The organism is Acetivibrio straminisolvens JCM 21531 (genome assembly GCF_000521465.1).
In the GTDB taxonomy this organism is placed as follows: domain Bacteria; phylum Bacillota; class Clostridia; order Acetivibrionales; family Acetivibrionaceae; genus Hungateiclostridium; species Hungateiclostridium straminisolvens.
The window spans coordinates 1-18,494 of record NZ_BAVR01000070.1 but is presented as its reverse complement, the minus strand read 5'-3'; the positions used below and the strand labels follow the sequence as shown (position 1 = coordinate 18,494).

Annotated in this window: 14 protein-coding genes and 2 pseudogenes; 11 read left to right on the top strand and 5 right to left on the bottom strand. The window is 34.8% G+C overall.

Annotated features, from left to right (window positions below):
* The first annotated feature begins 457 nt into the window (after nt 1–457).
* Nucleotides 458–718, top strand: coding sequence for a hypothetical protein (locus JCM21531_RS22660; protein ID WP_243467764.1), 261 nt, complete (start codon nt 458–460; stop codon nt 716–718).
* Nucleotides 718–1,155 carry a DNA/RNA nuclease SfsA gene (locus JCM21531_RS22655; protein ID WP_243467763.1) on the top strand — a complete coding sequence of 146 codons (438 nt, stop codon included), beginning with the start codon at nt 718–720 and terminating at the stop codon, nt 1,153–1,155. Before JCM21531_RS22660 ends, JCM21531_RS22655 begins: the two co-directional genes overlap by 1 nt.
* A 229-nt stretch (nt 1,156–1,384) precedes the next feature.
* Here JCM21531_RS22655 and JCM21531_RS14690 read toward each other — a convergent pair whose 3' ends face one another.
* On the bottom strand, nt 1,385–2,620 hold the full coding sequence (locus JCM21531_RS14690) for an anti-sigma-I factor RsgI family protein (RefSeq protein WP_243467762.1): 1,236 nt from the start codon (nt 2,618–2,620) through the stop codon (nt 1,385–1,387).
* Between the two features lie 296 nt (nt 2,621–2,916).
* Nucleotides 2,917–3,390 (bottom strand): sigma factor, encoded by a 474-nt coding sequence (locus JCM21531_RS22650; RefSeq protein WP_243467761.1) that lies wholly within the window; start codon nt 3,388–3,390, stop codon nt 2,917–2,919.
* 285 nt (nt 3,391–3,675) lie between these two features.
* On the opposite strand from JCM21531_RS22650, the gene JCM21531_RS22645 reads away from it, so the two are divergent.
* The 3 genes from JCM21531_RS22645 to JCM21531_RS22635 are packed head-to-tail and all read left to right on the top strand — an operon-like array spanning nt 3,676 to nt 5,043.
* On the top strand, nt 3,676–4,368 hold the full coding sequence (locus JCM21531_RS22645; RefSeq protein WP_243467760.1) for a hypothetical protein: 693 nt from the start codon (nt 3,676–3,678) through the stop codon (nt 4,366–4,368).
* 56 nt (nt 4,369–4,424) lie between these two features.
* The gene (locus tag JCM21531_RS22640) at nt 4,425–4,607 is read left to right on the top strand and encodes a hypothetical protein (RefSeq protein WP_243467759.1); all 183 of its coding nucleotides are present in this window, start codon (nt 4,425–4,427) and stop codon (nt 4,605–4,607) included.
* On the top strand, nt 4,588–5,043 hold the full coding sequence (locus JCM21531_RS22635) for a hypothetical protein (protein ID WP_243467758.1): 456 nt from the start codon (nt 4,588–4,590) through the stop codon (nt 5,041–5,043). The genes JCM21531_RS22640 and JCM21531_RS22635 overlap by 20 nt, the downstream gene beginning before the upstream one ends.
* A gap of 123 nt (nt 5,044–5,166) precedes the next feature.
* Here the strand turns inward: JCM21531_RS22635 and JCM21531_RS14675 are convergent, their stop codons facing one another.
* A complete protein-coding gene (locus tag JCM21531_RS14675) occupies nt 5,167–5,685 on the bottom strand; it encodes an ECF transporter S component (RefSeq protein ID WP_038291017.1) in 519 nt (172 codons plus the stop codon).
* 356 nt (nt 5,686–6,041) lie between these two features.
* Here JCM21531_RS14675 and JCM21531_RS14670 point away from each other — a divergent pair.
* From JCM21531_RS14670 to JCM21531_RS14660, 3 genes and pseudogenes are all read left to right on the top strand, one after another.
* A pseudogene (locus JCM21531_RS14670) lies at nt 6,042–6,544 on the top strand (O-acetyl-ADP-ribose deacetylase).
* A gap of 394 nt (nt 6,545–6,938) precedes the next feature.
* Entirely contained in the window at nt 6,939–7,823 is an 885-nt protein-coding gene (locus JCM21531_RS14665) for a substrate-binding periplasmic protein (RefSeq protein ID WP_038291016.1), read from the top strand.
* 342 nt (nt 7,824–8,165) lie between these two features.
* On the top strand, nt 8,166–9,632 hold the full coding sequence (locus JCM21531_RS14660; protein WP_243467757.1) for a methyl-accepting chemotaxis protein: 1,467 nt from the start codon (nt 8,166–8,168) through the stop codon (nt 9,630–9,632).
* 155 nt (nt 9,633–9,787) lie between these two features.
* Here the strand turns inward: JCM21531_RS14660 and JCM21531_RS14655 are convergent, their stop codons facing one another.
* On the bottom strand, nt 9,788–10,138 hold the full coding sequence (locus JCM21531_RS14655) for a hypothetical protein (protein ID WP_038291012.1): 351 nt from the start codon (nt 10,136–10,138) through the stop codon (nt 9,788–9,790).
* Nucleotide 10,139: 1 nt separating this feature from the next.
* Nucleotides 10,140–10,859 (bottom strand): RelA/SpoT-related domain-containing protein, encoded by a 720-nt coding sequence (locus JCM21531_RS14650; protein ID WP_038291010.1) that lies wholly within the window; start codon nt 10,857–10,859, stop codon nt 10,140–10,142.
* Nucleotides 10,860–11,162: 303 nt separating this feature from the next.
* On the opposite strand from JCM21531_RS14650, the pseudogene JCM21531_RS14645 reads away from it, so the two are divergent.
* The 3 genes and pseudogenes from JCM21531_RS14645 (at nt 11,163) to JCM21531_RS14635 (ending at nt 17,789) form a co-directional block, all read left to right on the top strand.
* Nucleotides 11,163–16,071: pseudogene (locus JCM21531_RS14645) on the top strand (RecQ family ATP-dependent DNA helicase).
* Nucleotides 16,072–16,235: 164 nt separating this feature from the next.
* A complete protein-coding gene (locus JCM21531_RS14640; protein WP_038291008.1) occupies nt 16,236–17,159 on the top strand; it encodes a diacylglycerol/lipid kinase family protein in 924 nt (307 codons plus the stop codon).
* 228 nt (nt 17,160–17,387) lie between these two features.
* Nucleotides 17,388–17,789 (top strand): RNA polymerase sigma factor, encoded by a 402-nt coding sequence (locus tag JCM21531_RS14635; RefSeq protein ID WP_038291006.1) that lies wholly within the window; start codon nt 17,388–17,390, stop codon nt 17,787–17,789.
* The last annotated feature ends 705 nt before the right edge of the window (nt 17,790–18,494 follow it).

Sequence of the window (18,494 nt, the reverse complement as noted above, 5' to 3'; positions counted from 1 at the left end):
ATTTGACGTAATTGTTTTGGCCTGTACATTTACCGGAAACAGGGTAAACGAAACGGTAAAAGACACCAGAATCATGAAAATTAGCAATAGTTTCTGTTTCATATTGCTCCTCCTTCTTTTAAATTTTATAAATAAATATTTTATTAATAAGCAGCTTTGAAAATATATGTCCGGATCTAAGCAGTAAGTAGATGGTATTATGGGTTTTTCTATATGGCCGTAAGAAAAAATCTATAAACCCACAATTTTATATTATATATTCGCGAGAGTAAATTTTTTTAAGTCGCACACTTTATAAAATTCCTCAGAATTATTGAAAAAGTATTATAATTATTAGATTAATGAAAAATTTGATTATTGTGTTATGCTTACGTCTGTCGTGGGTAATTAATTTTATATTACGTTTTTCTCTGCATTAAATAGAGAAATTGGGAACTCGATCAAAAAGGAGAATAAGATGCGAATCGAAGGAGAGCTTGTAGAAGCAAAGTTTATTAAAAGGTTGAATCGGTTTGTAGCCGTTGTGGAAGTTGATGGGGTACGGGAATTGGCTCATGTTCCGAATACGGGAAGGCTGAAAGAGCTTTTGGAGGAAGAAGCGGTTGTCATGGTGAGAAAACATGACGGTGCGGACCGCAAGACCCGTTTTGGATTAATATTGGCAAGAAAAAACGGAATATGGGTATCCATAGATTCTGCCAATGTGCCAATAGAATAATGCATGAAGCACTAATACAGGGGAAGTTTGAGAAATTTTGCGGTTACAGTGAAATACGCCGGGAAGTAACTGTATTAAACAGCCGCTTTGATTTTGGATTGTTTTCTGAAGAAAAAGAATACTATATTGAAGTTAAAGGTGTTACACTTGTGGAAGACAGACAGGGGTTTTTCCCCGATGCTCCAACCAAAAGAGGTACCCGGCATCTTGAAGAGTTGGCAGAGATAAGGCAGAACGGGAGAGAGGCAGGGGTTGTTTTTATTGTACAGAGGGAGGATGCAGATGTTGTAAGGCCCAATGACAGGACGGACAAGGATTTTGCCAATGCGTTAAAAGCAGCCGCAGAAGCCGGTGTTGACCTTATGGCTTATGTGTGCAAAGTTGATGTGGAGGAAAGAAGAATGGATATTGTTCGTGAAATACCGGTTGTTTTATAAAACAGTTGGGTAAAGTGTCACAAAATAGCGGTTATAGTGTACAGCCTTTTGTAGCTTTACAGAGCTGCCGGTGAACTTCTGAAGACAGTTTGGATATAAAGAATCTCCTTCTTATTTTTTAAAATTCTTACCAAGAAGGAGATTTTTAATTATAATTTGCAACAAAATTTTGATATTTAAAGTTTTGGTTTTTGTTTCAAGTTAATCTATTACTTCAACTTTCAGTTTTTTAGAGACTATGGTTCGGTTCAGACTTACTATGAAGACTATCCTTTTTAGTCTCTTTCGGACCATCCTTCAGTACAACTTCCGGTTTATCATTAAGATTATCCTGCGGTTTTTCTTTGAGATTATCCTTTAGGTCAATATTAGGCTTACCTTCGAGATTATCTTTTGGCTTTTCTATAGGTGTATTCTTTGGTTCAGCCTCGGGTTTTTCTTCAACTTTGTCCTTCGGTTTCTCTTTTTCGCTATCTTTTGCCTTTGGTATTGGCTTTTCTTCTAAAGAATCTTTTGGTTCAACATTAGGTTTTTCTTTGGGTTTAACCTTTGGCTCAGGTTTTTGATTTTCTTGTTGTCTATGCGTTGGTTCAACTTCCGGTTTTGGATCTTTTTTCTCTTCCAAAACAGGTTTATCTTTTGGCGAATCTTTTATTTTTGGCTGTGGCTCAGGTTCTTTTGATTCTGCCTTTTTTACATTATGTACAACACCTACATCGTCAATTTTGACTTTTTTCAAAGACTCTCCAATACTCTTGGTCTTTATGTCTTCAATGTTGAAATCAACTCCTTGTTCTTTTGCTTTTTCGTAGACGATGCTTCTACCTAGAGAGATTTTGTTTTTATCTGCCAGTTTTTTGTAGTCATAGGGAACTTCTACTACTTTTGACTCAGTATTGTCATTGATATTATTCTCGATGGCACTTTTACATATATCGATTAATTTACCGAATTTTTCCGATTCATTGTTAGCAGGAACAGATGATTTTTTTTGGTTTTGATTTTTCAAGCATGCCGATATCAAAATAGTTGATTCATCCAAATCCAATTTTTTTATTACTTCTTTTATAGCAAAATCAATGGATTGATTCTTAAAATTTAGTTCATTTAATAAAGTGTTGGCGTCATCATTATAATAATTTACCTTGAGTATTTTGTTGTTTTTATCCAGCTCAAATTCTATGCTGGTGTCGGAATCTATGGCGACATAAGCATATACGCCATAATTATTAAAAAGATTAAAAGAAACAAACATAATTATAAATATTGCAGCAACTCCTGCGGCAATTCGGGAAGAAAAGACAAGCTTGCTTTTCTTATTTATAATTTCGTTTTTATTGAACGATATTTCCAATCCCACATACATACCCGGCTGTTTCATTATTGAACCAATTTTGCAATCATTGGTCATAATAATAGCCAGGTCACCTTTTAGCTTTAAAATAGTGCCCTTTTGTTTTACCATAATATTTCACCGTCCTAATGTATCATATATATATTTTTTCAATACCTCAAGATCGCTTTTAAGTATAAAAACCATGGCAATAATGAATTTTCTGTTTTTTTCAAGAGTTCTGCGGCATAGGTTAAAATGCTCGGTCAACTCTTTATACGGGAGAATTTTTCTTTCCCTGAATGATTGATATAATGATTCGTTTTCTATGATAATATTTGCTACTTTGAGGCATAAGATTATAGTATCGCGGTGTTTTGGGGAACATTCAATCAGGTCTTCAATGGTCATTTTATATTCATATATTTTTAGCTCGAAATTCTTAATTTCTTCTCTAGTTTCAAAATCAATGCTATAGTCCGAGTTTTTATCATATAAAACTTTTCTTCGAAGTTACTGGTACTGTGCTCATAAAACCCGGTGTTATAATCCTTAAGATATGAAAAAGGCACAGTTACATTGTTCTTTTTTGTGCTTCTCAAATAATCTATAAGCCGCCTTTTTATTACTTGCTTTGAAAAGCTGACAAACTTTGTTTTTTTATCTAAGTTATAGGACTCAATAGCTTCGTTGAAGGCAATTAGGGCAATGCTGTATTCGTCGCTTTGAGCCAAGTTGTTTTTTTTACCTACCAATTGAGATACGCATTTTAGAATAAAGGGTTTGAAGTCATCAATAAACTTATTTCTAAGTAGCGTGTCGCCATCTTTGATTCTTTTTATAATATCTAAAAAAGAGTCTTTTTCATGCCGGAACAAGTTGTACGAACTAAAACTTATCAATGAATATTCCCCCCCCTTGCTATAGAGGATTCGTATATGACTTCTATTTTAATTCGGTAAAAGATAATAAAATGCAAAATAAAGCTATAAAACTTTTAAATTGCTTAAAAAAATAAAAATAAACCGAACAAAAAAACATAGTGTTATCGAAAGACTTGAGCGAAAAGGATAAAAACTTAAATAATGTATATTCGGGAAGATACCGGGATGTGAATATAAGCCATATAAAAACAAGGAATATGGCTTATAAAATAAAAAATAAAAAAGTAAAGGAGAGATTTTAAAATGAAAAGATTTGCAAGTTCTTTATTGACAGCAGCATTGGTGTTTTCTGTTACAACAAGTGTTTTTGCTTCAAAAGATCCAATTCAAAATGAGATTTACAACAAACCGGTAAGTCAGATTATTCATCCCAAATATGTTGAATCTATTGTTGAAAAGAAAGAAACAGCAAAGATTAAAGCATCGTATGAGGAAGAAATTGCAGTACTGGAAGAAAGTCATAAAGCTGTGCATGAAGAAATAAAGGCTTTAGAAAAAGTAAAACCCGTAGACGAAGAAGCAATATCGGAATTAAAAAAGGAAGAAAAAGCGTTGCACGACGAGATAAAAGCTAAAAGAGATGAATTAAACAAGTTAATTGAAAGAGTAAAAAAGGTTGTTAAGTATGGAGAAGAAGCAGTAGCAAAGATTGAAGCAGCAGAAGCGGATTTTGCAAAAGAAGAAAGTGAAATAAAAGAAAAAATAGAAAAAATAAAAGCAGAGATTAAAGCTTTAGAGGCAGAAGAGACTGTGGATGAGGAAGCAGTTACGAAATTAAAGGAAGAGGAAAAAGCACTGCATGATGAGTTGAAAGCTAAGAGGGACGCTTTGAAAAAGAAAATTGAAAGAATTAAATTGGTTGCTGAATATGGAGAAGAAGCAGTAGCAAAGATTGAAGCAGCAGAAGCGGATTTGCAAAAGAAGAAAGTGAAATAAAAGAAAAAATAGAAAAAATAAAAGCAGAGATTAAAGCTTTAGAGGCAGAAGAGACTGTGGATGAGGAAGCAGTTGCGAAATTAAAGGAAGAAGAAAAAGCACTGCATGATGAGTTGAAAGCTAAGAGGGACGCTTTGAAAAAGAAAATTGAAAGAATTAAATTGGTTGCTGAGTATGGAGAAGAAGCAGTGGCAAAGATTGAAGCAGCACAAGCAGATTTTGCAAAAAAAGAAAAGTGAAATAAAAGAAAAAATAGAAAAAGTAAAAGCAGAAATAAAGGCTTTGAAGGCGGAAGAGACTGTGGATGAGGAAGCAGTTACGAAATTAAAGGAAGAAGAAAAAGCATTGAAGGACGAGCTCAGAGCTAAGAGAGATGCATTGAAAGAGGAAATTGACAGGATTAAATTGGTTGCAGAGTTTGGCAATGCTATAGTACAGATAGAAGAACAACAAGCATTATTTGCGGAAAAGATTGCTGCATTGGAAGAAAAGAAAGAAGAAGTTAAGGCAGAATTGAAGAAATTAAGGGAAACTAAGCCGGTTGACAAGGAAGCTGTTGATGAGTTGACAAAGCAGGAAAAAAGTTTGAATGATCAGATTAGAGTTGAAAAGGAAACTTTAGAGACCATAATTGAAGATATCCTTTATGCTGCAATAACTAAGAAAGCAGTTTAAAATAGAAAATTTAAAATTGTGCGGGAATGAACAGTTGAATTCCTCCTTGGGTAAATTGTATACCTGGGAGGAATTTTTATGCCGGCTTTGGAGGGGTAAAAATTTCATCGAAAAATAATAAGCCTAAATATGCCTTTCAAGCCTATAGATGATGGGCAATGCTATAATTCCTCCTATTAGTGCCGTCACAAGCTGAGGCCATCCGAAAGCAGCACCGGCTAAAGCCATTGCCTTGTTTTCAGGCAACAGTTTGAAAAATGGAATGATGTAAAGCAGAGAACCGTAAATAACTGCAAATTTCGCAATCGAACCCAAAACTATGCCGATAATTTTTTTCTTTCTAAAAATATAAAATGCGAGTACAAGAGCGAAGTTGCCCAAAGCTATAAAGGGAGCCAACGGCAAAGGCAGCGCTGCACCTGTAAGGATGGCTCCGTAAGGTGCCAGAACGGATATAACAGCACCGCTGAAAAGTCCAACCAAACCGGAGGATATAACAAGACAGGCATTAACTAAAGGCCCAACTATAAAATTGCTGTTTGGCCCTAAAAGAATAGGCCTTCCAAGGAACTGAAAAACTACGGTTAATGCCAAAAGTATTGCTGTTCTTGTGAAGTATTTGAGTTTATGATTATTACCCATTTTAATTTCCTTTCTTTTTACTGTTTATGTTCTTGTTTATACTTATTATTATTTTTTATCTCGAGTGTGAAAAATAATACATATATTGTAAGCTATTCTTTCTGAAAAAATCAAGAAAAAATAATTTATTTGTTTTATTTTTGAAGGAGAGCATAAACGTTGAAATAAAGCAATGAACAAGGCCAGGGGATTATATTAATTAAATAAAAAAGAACCGGATAAGATAAGCTTGTGATGCTTACTGTAAAATATTATAATTTTAGTATGAGTTTTTTAGGATAAATTCTGAAAATGAATTAATTTACCATAGCAAAAGAAGATACAAAAGTAATTTTAGTTGCAAAGGGGTAAAGAATATGGAACGTTTTCAAATAATAAAAGGTGATATAACAAAGATAAATACCGATGCAATTGTTAATGCTGCAAACAGATTCCTTCACGGAGGAGGAGGGGTGGACGGTGCTATACACCGTGCTGCGGGACCGGAGCTTTTAGAGGAGTGTCGAAAGCTCAACGGGTGTGAAACCGGAAAAGCTAAGATTACAAAGGGATATATCTTCCTGCAAAGTATGTAATACATACAGTGGGTCCGATTTGGCGCGGCGGAGACAACAACGAAGACGAACTTCTGGCTTCCTGCTACAGAAGTTCTCTGCAGCTTGCGGTGGATAACGGATTGAAAACAATTGCATTTCCTTCAATCAGCACCGGCGCATACAAGTTTCCTATAAAGAGGGCTGCAAAGATTGCAATAAAAGAAATATACGATTTTTTGTGCCAAAACGATAGTTTAACTCAGGTAATTATGGTGTGCTTTGATGAGATGACACAGAAAGCTTATGAAGAAGCATTAGAATAGAACAGGAGACGGTTCTCCGTTTTATATCATCCACTGCTGTTATAAATTAACGGTGGGATGATTTTTTTAGTCCGAAATTACGGAAAATAAAAATTAATGCATAAAGGTTGGATGGTTATAACATATGAAATAAAGAAGGAAATTTTTAACCGAAAGAATGCTTCGTATAATTTCCATTAAAGGTTATATTACTTAATATTTTTTTATAATGTAGCGTATTATCAATACCGATATAATAAATAACTGCTATAAAATGTGTTATTTCAACCAAGACATCACAAATATAGGGTGATGTGACGTTAAAAGAGTCTATTGGAATTTTTGTCTGATGTTATTACCTTACTAAATTTTCTTGTATATTAAATAAATTAAAAAGCGAAGGAGAGAGAAAGATATGAAAAGATTTTTTTCCTTAACGATCGCCGTGGCACTTATTCTTGTTTTATCAGGATGCAAAAGTGTTGAAAGCTCGGGTGTTGATAAAGGAACTCAAACGGTTGGAAGTACGGCAAACGGTCAAAATAATGAAAAAGGAGAAACACAAAAAGATACTGCAAAAAATGAGACTAATGAAAATGAACTTCAAGTTTCATGGTTTGAAAATCCCCCACATATATTTATTGACAAGGAAACCGGTGAATTGGCAGGTGCTGTATATGATTTGCTTGAGCAAAAAATAGCACCAAAAATGAATGTGAAATTTGTGTGGGATAAGGAAGGAACTCCTATTCCAAGGCAAACTGCCAATTTTGAGGCTAATACCAAACCTTTTGCCTCTGCTTTACTTACTAAAAATCCTGAAAGAGAAAGTGTTTCAATATGTTCCGAGAAAACCTTTTTTAATAGTCAAACGGCAATAGCAGTAAAAAAGGACAATCAACTCAGTGAAATTAGGAAAATTGATGACATACTGAACCTTAAAATCGGATATGCTGAAAAAAGCTTTATTAGTGAGTTTATGAAAGATCCTAGGGTCCAATTTGATTTGGTATCTACAAGCAATTATCACGAAACAAATTTAATGAGGCTTGTGTCAGGCAGGATAGATGCGGTTTATGCACCGGATAAAGCCGCATTTGTAGAATTGATGAATCAATTGGATTTGGAAGATGATATAAAAATACTTGATCTTCCTGAAAGCAAAGCGGGTTTTTATGTAGTATTTTCCAAAGCGGCAGGCAGTTTTGCCGAAAAATACAATGAAGCAGTAAAAGACATGGATTTGGAAAAAGAGTACCTTGATATGTTGGCAAAATATATTGACATATCAAAGCTGTAATTATGGTTATTATGTTCTAGAATCTGCATACGGCTAATGTTGTTTATAAGATATTATTGTATTTAAATCAAAAAACACAATAATATCTTATACAACACATTTTACTGCCTAGCATTCTACCATTTCCAATATTAAATCCTTGGAGGAGCTATAATGAAAATTTTACAGCAACTAAAAGATAAATTTTTAAACAATAATTTTAAATTAAAGGGAGCTAAATTTGGACACTTAAAAAAAATATCATTACGTTTTTCCGTGCCGACGATAATCAGTGTTATAGCTTTTTTGCTTCTGTATAATTTTGCTGCTGCAATCATTGCTTATAATTCACACAATAAAAGATTGAAAGAAAGAGCAGAAGGATTTTTAAGGATAGCAGAAGTATCTTCGGTCGAACCGCTATGGCAATTAAATTTTGCTGCACTTGAGTCTATAGGCAATTCTTTAATGGAAAACGATGAAGTTGCGGCTATTGAAATATTCGATTATAATAATATATCTTTATTTAGGAAAGAAAAAGATGGTCAGCAATACCGTGAGAAAAATTTGTTACCTCCTTTTAGTTGTGATGTCTTGAGAGGAGAAGTAAATATCGGAAGAATAGAATTAACCGTTACTAGCTACTATGCAAACCAAGAAATATTTGGAAATACAATGAAAGAAGTGGCACAAGTTGTGATAATTACACTGATTCTTTGGGGAATAATTTTAATAGTTTCTGGAAATATTGTAAGATCTATAAAAAAGCTTTGCGAGTTTGTAGATAAAATATCCCGTGGAGATCTTACTTCAACTGTTGAGATTGATTCGGAAGATGAGATTGGTTTTTTGGGAGAAAAAATTCTCGAAATGTCGGCCAATCTTTCACATTTAATAATTAAAATAGATGAAACTTCAAATTTATTGAGTGCTTCGTCAACAGAACTGGCTAAATCCACAAATATGAATTATACACTGAATAAGGAGATATCCCATGCGATTGAGCAAATAGCACAAGGGGTTACACACCAGGCAATGGATATAAATGAAGGTGTTCAAGAAGTTAATGAACTTGCAGATATAATTGAAAAAGTTATTACGTCAACAAATATCCTCGAAGAGGAAATAACAAACACCGAAGAATTAAAAAATATAGGTTTGGAAACTATCAATAATCTTAGTGAGAAAACCAAGAGAAATACTGAATTTTCAGGTAAAATAAGCGAAACTTTACTGAATTCTCAAAGAGGAGTAGAGCAAATAGGCAAGGTATCGGAAACCATATCGAATATTTCAGCCCAAACCAACCTTCTTTCCCTAAATGCAGCTATTGAAGCGGCAAGAGCCGGAGAGGCAGGAAAAGGATTTGCCGTGGTTGCAGAGGAAGTCAGAAAGTTGGCAGAACAATCATCTAAATCTGTTAACGAAATAAATAAAATAATAAGCGATATACGATTAAATTCAAATAATATGGAAGAAATGATAATTGAAATAAATGATATTTTAAAAGACCAGGCAAATTCTATGGATCAAACAAACAAGGTATTTAATGAAATTGCCAAAGCGATACAAAATACAAAGCTTAGAGTAGAAGACGTGTTTTCACTGGGAAACAATATGGAAGAAAAGAAGAATAAAATAGTTGAAATGATAAATGATTTGTCCGCAATTATGGAAGAAACCTCATCTAGCGCTCAGGAAGTATCTTCGGCGGTAGATGAGTATTCAAAAATGCTTGAAAAAATTAATGTCACAAGTTCGGAGATGGAAAACACAGCTGTATCCCTTTCGGAATCAATAGGTAAATTTCTTGTGAACAAAAACAACTGATGAGACTTTTAAATTTTTGTGTTGTAGCAGAAGAATTAGAATAGGCAAATAAAAAGCAAACCCACCTAAAAGTATATTGGTGCTTTTAGGTGGGTTTTGACAGCTCGGAAATTTTTGATCTGATAAGGAGACTGTGATAAAAAAAGGTATAACACCTATTGGTTTTGCTTGCAATTTATAACAATACCCCTTCTTATACTGCACACAGTCTTAGGTACAATGGATCTACATTTTAAGTGTGCAACTTTACTTTTGGGTATTCGTCTTAGCCTTGAATGCGTTTTTTCATAAGGCCTAATTAATTCTTGCACAGTATTTACTTTGTGGAAAGGAGCATACTCGCTATATACTTTAATAACAACATCAAAGTTACTACCTGTAAGTATTCCTAATTGATAATCTTTATTTCTATTTTCCTTCATAATCTGTATTGCTTCTTTTTTATCTATTTCCATGATTTTCGTTCCGCCAGTTCCTGTCTTACGAGAAAATATATATGTTTTCATCCTATTCACCTTCCTTATATACTGATTGAAGCATAGTATATAAATAATCTTCGTAGCTGATAATTTCTTTTGGGTTCCTAGGCATTTTGTCGAGCCAATTCCTTAATTTTAAAGAATAATCCAGTATATGCTTTTGAATAAACCGCTGTTTATAAATAACTTCATGTGTATACTTGTTTAATAGCCAATCCCTCCGAGTCCAAAATTGGATTTCTATAGAGTAGCACTTAGGATTATGTCTAAAATATAAATGAATACCTCTATATCCATCATCTGTACTCTTGGGCGTGTTGTAAAAATTCACCATTTGCATTTTATATCTTGTATTTGTTTTTGGAATATCCTGAATTTCACATTCTAATTCTTCCTGGTCCAAACCGGTAATTATTCTAATTCCAAATATATCATTGCAGACTTCCCTAAACTGTTTATTACTGTTTGAATTTTTATTCCACTTATCCTTTAGTGAAGTCTCAGCCTTTTCACGCATAGCAAAATCATTACTATCTTTTATAATATTATCTTCAAAATACTTTTCCAATTCTTTTGTTAAATCTATATTATACTCAATAAAATCTAAAACATCTGTATATACATCGTTAAAATCAAAATGTTTTATAGTTCGTTTCAATGAAGGAAACTTGCTGTCAACTTTATAGCTATTTATTTTTTTCAGTATTTCCCACAAGTTATAACCATCATCCATTAGTATTTTCTTCATGTTATACTCCAATAAAAACTTGCTTGATTTAATTATACCACATAAGGATAGTTTGAATAATGAAGTTTTTCTATAGCACTTTGGCCCTGTATACACTAACGCATATAAATGCAATATTTATCATCCGTTTGGATGAATATGCAAAAACTCAAAGATATCGAGCAAAATGTGTAGGTAAAAACAGAAAATTTCTTTAGGGAGGATATTTATAATTTCAAATAGAATAAAATCAACGGAGAAAATAATAAACATTATAGAAATTTGTTAAGTAAAAAAACAGTTGTATTTTGGGGAGGGCAGGATGTGAAGAATATAGCTTTTATTGATACGGAAATAGAACCTAAAAGCGGAAAAGTTCTTGACATTGGCAGTATCAAGGGAAATAGCGATTTGTTTCATTCTGCTTCCGTAGCTGACTTTATAGAATTCTTGCGTGGCTCGGAGTATATTTGCGGCCACAACATAATCAAACATGATTTGAAATATATAAAAAATACAGTTGAAGCTGCCGGTATTAAAGATGCGAATTTCATCGATACTTTGTATCTATCGCCTCTTTTGTTTCCCAAAAAACCTTACCATGCCCTTGTAAAAGACGACAAACTTCAAGCCGATGATATCAATAACCCGCTGAATGATTCAATAAAAGCCAGAGACCTTTTCTTTGATGAGATTAAGGCTTTTCGTGAATTGGATAATGAAATGAAGTGGATTTTTTATACTCTGCTAAAAGACAAAGAAGAATTTTCTGCCTTTTTTAAGTTCATTAACGAGACTTTGACAGGTGAAATTGCAAATAATCCAAACGGATTTGATACTCCGGAGGCTTTAGACGGATATGAACAAAAGCATTGCGACTTGGAAAAAATAATCCGGACCAAATTCCGGTTTCAAATATGCGAAAAAGTAAATCTAAGTAAAATTATATACCAAAATCCAATTGAGTTAGCTTACTGCTTAGCACTTATAAATACCAAAAGCCGCAATTCAATTACTCCTCCTTGGGTGCTGAAAAACTTTCCGGAAGTAGAGCGAATCATGTTTCTGCTTAGAAACAATCCGTGTTTGGAAGGCTGTGAGTACTGCAATGAGGCTCTTGACATCCATAAAGCCTTAAAAAAGTACTTTGGATATAACTCTTACAGAATATATGACGGAGAACCCCTGCAGGAGAAAGCCGTAAGAGCGGCGGTGTCCAACAAATCACTTCTTGCCGTGTTTCCCACCGGAGGAGGTAAATCAATTACTTTTCAGGTGCCTGCTTTGATGAGCGGAAAGAATTCAAAAGGACTGACGGTGGTTATTTCACCCCTTCAATCGCTTATGAAAGACCAAGTGGATAATTTAGAAAAGGCAGGTATCACCGAGGCGGTTACCATAAATGGCCTGCTGGACCTATAGAAAGGGCCAAGGCCTTTGAAAGGGTTGAAAACGGTTCGGCATCCATCCTTTACATTTCGCCGGAGTCTTTGCGTGCAAGGTCAATTGAGCGTTTGCTTTTAGGAAGAAATGTTGTTCGATTTGTCATTGATGAGGCTCACTGCTTTTCGGCTTGGGGGCAGGATTTCAGAGTCGACTATTTATATATCGGTGACTTTATAAAATCAATTCAGGAAAAGAAAAACATGGCAGGACCCATTCCCGTTTCCTGCTTTACAGCCACGGCAAAGCCAAATGTCATTGAGGATATAAGAAATTATTTTAGGGAGAAGCTCTCTATCGAAATGGAGCTTTTTGCTTCGACTGCAACCAGACGCAATCTCCGATACAAGGTGTTTGAGAGAAACAGTCAGGAAGAAAAATACAATACGTTAAGAGATTTGATTGAAGAAAAGAATTGTCCCACAATAGTCTATGCATCACGGACAAAAATGGTGGACACTTTGGCAAAAAGACTTGAGCAGGACGGGTTTTCGGCAAGGGCCTTCCACGGGAAAATGGATAAGGATGAAAAAACGAAAAATCAGGATGCCTTTATAAAAGGGGAAATCCAAATCATGGTTGCAACATCTGCCTTTGGAATGGGAGTGGATAAAAAAGATGTGGGACTGGTCGTTCACTACGATATTTCCGACTCCCTTGAAAATTATGTTCAGGAAGCCGGAAGAGCCGGAAGAGATGAAAATATAACAGCCGATTGTTATGTATTGTATAGTGATGAAGACCTCAACAAGCATTTTATTTTGCTGAATCAGACAAAGCTGAATATTGAAGAAATACAGCAGGTATGGAAGGCAATTAAAGACGTTACCCGAATACGGTTGAAGACCTCTCAATCCGCATTGGAAATCGCAAGAAAGGCCGGTTGGAACGAGAACCTGAATGATGCGGAAAACAGGGTAAAAGCGGCGATAGCAGCATTGGAAGATGCGGGTTATATTAAGAGAGGGCAAAACATACCTAGGGTGTTTGCCAACAGTATTCTTGCAAAAAATGTCGCGGAGGCAGCAAGTAAAATTAATGCTTCCGACAGGTTTGACGAAAAGCAAAAGCAAAATGCCATCCGAATAATAAAAAGCCTTATTTCCAGCAAAAGAAGAAAAAATCCAAAGGACGAGGAAGCGGAATCCAGGATTGATTATCTCTCGGATCATCTGGGAATTCCCAAAGAAGAAATTATTCAGATTGTGAACTTGCTTCGGGAAGAGGGAATCCTTGCCGATGTCAAAGATCTTGTGGCATTTATTAAGAAGAAGGAAAATCAAAAACGATCATTAAGCATATTAAAATCCTTTGTGAAAATTGAGAATGTCCTCTTGAGTGTTTTTTCAGAGGAGGAAAAGATATTTCATATAAAGGAACTCAATGAACAAGCCGAACACTATGGCTGTAGGGATGTAACACCCAATAGTATAAAAACTGTTATAAACCTGTGGGCTATAAAAAATTGGATAAAGAGGGAGTATGCAGGATTTTCGGCAAATCACATTGCTGTAATAACTATGTATGATAGAAATGTGTTTGAAGAAAAGCTAACCAAAATCCATGAGCTTGCACAGTTTATATTGGAATATCTTTATGATAAAATCAAATATAATGCTCCGGAAAGCAGAGGAATCAAAGAAGAGGATAAAGAGGAAACGGAAGTTGAGTTTTCGGTTCTCGAACTTAAAGAAAAGTTTGAGCAAAGAATAAAGCTTTTTAATACTAAAGTTTCAACAGACGATGTTGAAGATGCACTTTTTTACCTTTCACGAATCGGAGCATTAAAAATAGATGGCGGCTTTATGGTTATTTACAACTCCATGGCTATTGAGCGTATTGAGAAGGATAATAAAAAGCGGTACAAGGTTGAGGATTACAGAAAACTTAAAGCGTTTTATGAAAATAGAGTGCAGCAGATTCATATTGTCGGTGAATACGCACGAAAAATGGTCAGTGATTATAAGGATGCTCTTCAGTTTGTGGATGACTATTTTTCGCTAAATTACAGCTCTTTTTTAAATAAATATTTCAAGGGAAGCCGGCAAGATGAAATAAAGAGAAACATTACTCCCGCAAAATTCAGGCAGCTTTTTGGGGAGCTCTCACCTACTCAATTGAAAATCATTACCGACAATGAGTCAAAGCATATTGTGGTTGCAGCGGGACCCGGAAGCGGGAAGACCCGGGTCCTGGTTCACAAGCTGGCGTCACTTATGCTAATGGAGGATGTCAAGCATGAGCAATTGCTGATGTTAACCTTTTCGAGGGCTGCTGCCACTGAATTTAAAAAACGGCTTCTGAAACTTATAGGCAATGCTGCCAACTACATTGAGATAAAGACCTTTCACTCCTATTGCTTTGACCTTTTAGGAAGGATTGGAACACTGGAAAAGTCTGGTGAGGTAATAAGAGAGGCAGTACGTAGAATTAAAAGCGGCGAGGTTGAGCCGGGCAGAATAACAAAGACTGTTTTGGTTATAGATGAAGCTCAGGACATGGACGCAGATGAGTTTGAATTAATCGGTACCCTGATGGAGAAAAATGAGGATATGAGGGTGATTGCGGTTGGGGATGACGACCAGAATATTTATGAATTTCGGGGTGCAAGCTCTAAATACTTGGAACGATTGATAAAAGAAAAAAACGCTGTGATGTACGAACTTGTAGAAAACTACAGGAGCAAGAGCAACCTTGTGGAATTTACAAATAGATTTGTAAAGAAAATATCCCATAGGCTTAAGAATATACCTATTGTTGCTGTTTGGAAAGACGACGGAAAGATTAAGCTGGTTCGGTACAAAAGCAGCAATTTGATTACACCGGTGGTTAGCGATATCCTTAACACAGGACTTTCAGGGTCAACCTGTGTTTTGACAAAAAGCAATGAAGAGGCATTGCAGATTGCAGGCTTGCTTACGAAGAACGGAATGCAGGCAAAGTTGATTCAGTCCAATGAAGGATTTAATCTATATAATCTTCTTGAAGTCAGGTATTTTCTAAATTGTCTCAACTTGTTCCCAAATACCTATATGATTGGTGAGGATACTTGGGCGGATGCAAAACGCAAGTTGAGAGACAAGTTTTACGCCAGACCGAACTTGGAATTGTGTTTAAACATTATTAAAGACTTTGAAGCAACAAATCCGAAGAATAAATACAAATCCGACCTAGAGATCTTTATCCGGGAATCAAAGATGGAGGATTTTTTACAGAAGGGTTGGAGACTATATTTGTTTCTACCATTCACAAGGCGAAGGGAAGAGAGTTTGACAATGTATTTTTGATGCTGGACAGATTTACTCCGCAAACCGATGAAGAACTAAGGCAGTTGTATGTTGCCATGACAAGGGCAAAACGTAATCTTACCATTCACTATAATGGAGATTATCTTGATACTATAAAGGTTTGCGGACTTAAGACATTTTTCGATTCTAATATTTATTCTCCTCCTTGTCAACTGGCAATGCAGCTAACCCATAAAGATGTAGTGCTGGACTTTTTCCTTTTCCGTCAGAACTTGATTGCTCAGCTTATGAGTGAAGATGAGCTCATTGTGGACGGTAATTGCTGCAAAAATCTTAGAGGACAGGAAGTAGTACTTTTTTCAAAGCAGTTTAGAGGTAAAATTGAGGAAATGAAGCAAAGAAACTATATTCCCAAGAGGGCAAAAGTGAGATTTATTGTGTATTGGCAGAAGGAAAGTTCAGATTACGAGATAAGAATTGTGCTGCCCGAGATTTATTTTGAAAGGACAACAAGTGGCCAGGATATTGCACCTGAATGTTGACTTTTCTTAAAATTTTGAGTTGCGAGTATCCTAAGTTTCGCTTTATTATGCATGAATTTCTGTATTATTACCCCATAAAGGTTTAAACTGTAAAGGCGCTTTTTGTAATGGAGTATATTATAATATTATAGTAGATTTTTTTAGCTTTTAGTTTGAGGTGAGTAATGAAGCATTTATTTATCATTAACCCGTTTGCCGGTAAAGGAGGCGGTGTTGCATATGCTAAAGAAATAGAAAAGCATTTTATGAAGAGTAAAGAACTTGGTAATAAAGAGTCTTATTATATAGAATTTACAAAGGGGCCCGGCGATGCTACTGAAATTGCACGAAAGTATGTGGAAAGTGACAGGTGCAGAGTTTATGCAATTGGCGGAGACGGGACTTTAAACGAAGTTCTGAACGGTGTCATGGGCAGCTCAAGCAGCCTTGGGGTAATTCCGGCAGGAAGCGGAAACGATTTTTTCAGAAATATCGGAGATACCGTTGACTCAAGCCTTTTGTACCGGACAATAAACGGAACTGAAGAATATATTGATGTTGGCAGAGTAAACGGCCGTTATTTTTTAAATGTCGCATCAGTTGGAATTGACGCCGAAATTGTGGCAAATGCACGTAAGTTTAAAAAGTATCCTATGTTTTTCGGAATGAGCTCTTATATCGCAGGAATTTTCTATACTGTGTTTCGCTATAGAAGCTTTAACTCTATAATAAATATTAACGGTATGGAGCACAACAAAGAAACTCTTTTGCTTACTGTTGCAAACGGCAAATATTACGGAGGGGGAATGAAAATTGCCCCCAGAGCGAGCATCAATGACGGCAGTTTTGATGCTTATCACATTGACAGGGCAAATCCGCTTAAAATCGTATTGTTCTTTCCTCAGTTGATTAGGGGCAGGCATGAGGGATTTAAAGAGGTTGAACACTTTATGTCTGAGGAAATTAGAATACGTTCGGAAGAAAGATTTCTTTTGAATGTCGATGGTGAAATTTTCGATACTTGCGAAGCGGCCTTTAATATTATTCCTAATGGATTAAAGATGATAGTTCCGTTAAAAACCCAAATTGACATTATGTATAATATGTGATATATTTACATAAAAGGTTAAATAAAATAATATATGAATAATTAGTATTTTTATTATTTATAATGTGGGGGTAAACGGAGAATGTTTGCAAAAAATAAAGTGGATAGTATATTACATGAAGATTGCTTATCCTTATTATTTTTGGAAAACTATGAAAAAGTACATAAACTTGCCTTATCTTTTACATATGATGAGGAATTGTCAAAAGATGTAACTTAAATAACTTTTATGCGGGCATTTGAAGGATTAAACAAATTAAAAGACAAGTCAAAATTCGATGTTTGGATTCGTGCTATAGCAGTGAATGTATCTAAAGATATGCTAAGGCAGAAAATAAATAATAGAATCAAAATCGTATACTTATTTGATAAAGACAATAATGTATTGGATTATATATATAAAACAGCACGGGTTGATAGTATAGATGAACAGTATGTGAAGAGAGAAATGTTAAAAGATATATTAGTACATATAGATAAATTGAGTTTGGAAGAAAAGAAAATCTTATTTCTAAGGCATTATAAAAATTATACATATTCTGAAATAGCAAAACACATGAATATGAAGCAAAGTACGGTGGGAATGAAATTATTAAGAATTAAAGAGAAAATTACCAGCAAGATAAAATAGAGTATTTGCCCACTTTAATCAAGCTTATATGAGACTTGACTAAAGTGGCAATAATACTTAAGCGTAGAAAGTGTAAATATTTTTGTGTAAACTGATTTCCCTTCTATGTTGGTGTATAAGTATATTTTAAGACTCAAGAGTCTGCTTTGTCAAATTTTATAGATTCAAAAGAATATCTGATAAGAAATTCTTTCAAAAGAAAAATTTGAATAAAGATGTGGTGTATAAAATATTATAGGGGGTTCAGAGAACCAGAGTTCTCCTGAATCCCTTGATTATACTATATACGCTCTTCGAACATATTCTGTAGCTGTCCTAGTGCCAGTTAACAGAATTTACATCTAGTAATTAAGTCGCCACTTTTCTATATAATAAATATAGAGAGGATAGTTAAAATGAACTATGGATCAAATAAAAAACTATTTTTATGAGTACTAACTGCTGATGACATAGATGAGTTAAGGAAAGCTATTAAAACTTCAGCTTCCAGTAAAACCATACGTTATACACAAGTCATCTTAGCTTCAAGTGAGGGAATGGATTCAAAAAAGCTTTCTGAAACCTATCACTACTCTCAACGTAATATTGCTGTCATTATAAATGCATTTAGCAATGAAGGTGGCTTTAGGATATCCATTTAATTCTTGGATTTTGCATCAGCTTAAAATATTAGTGTTGTGCATTAAAAAGTAATAAATTGTATTG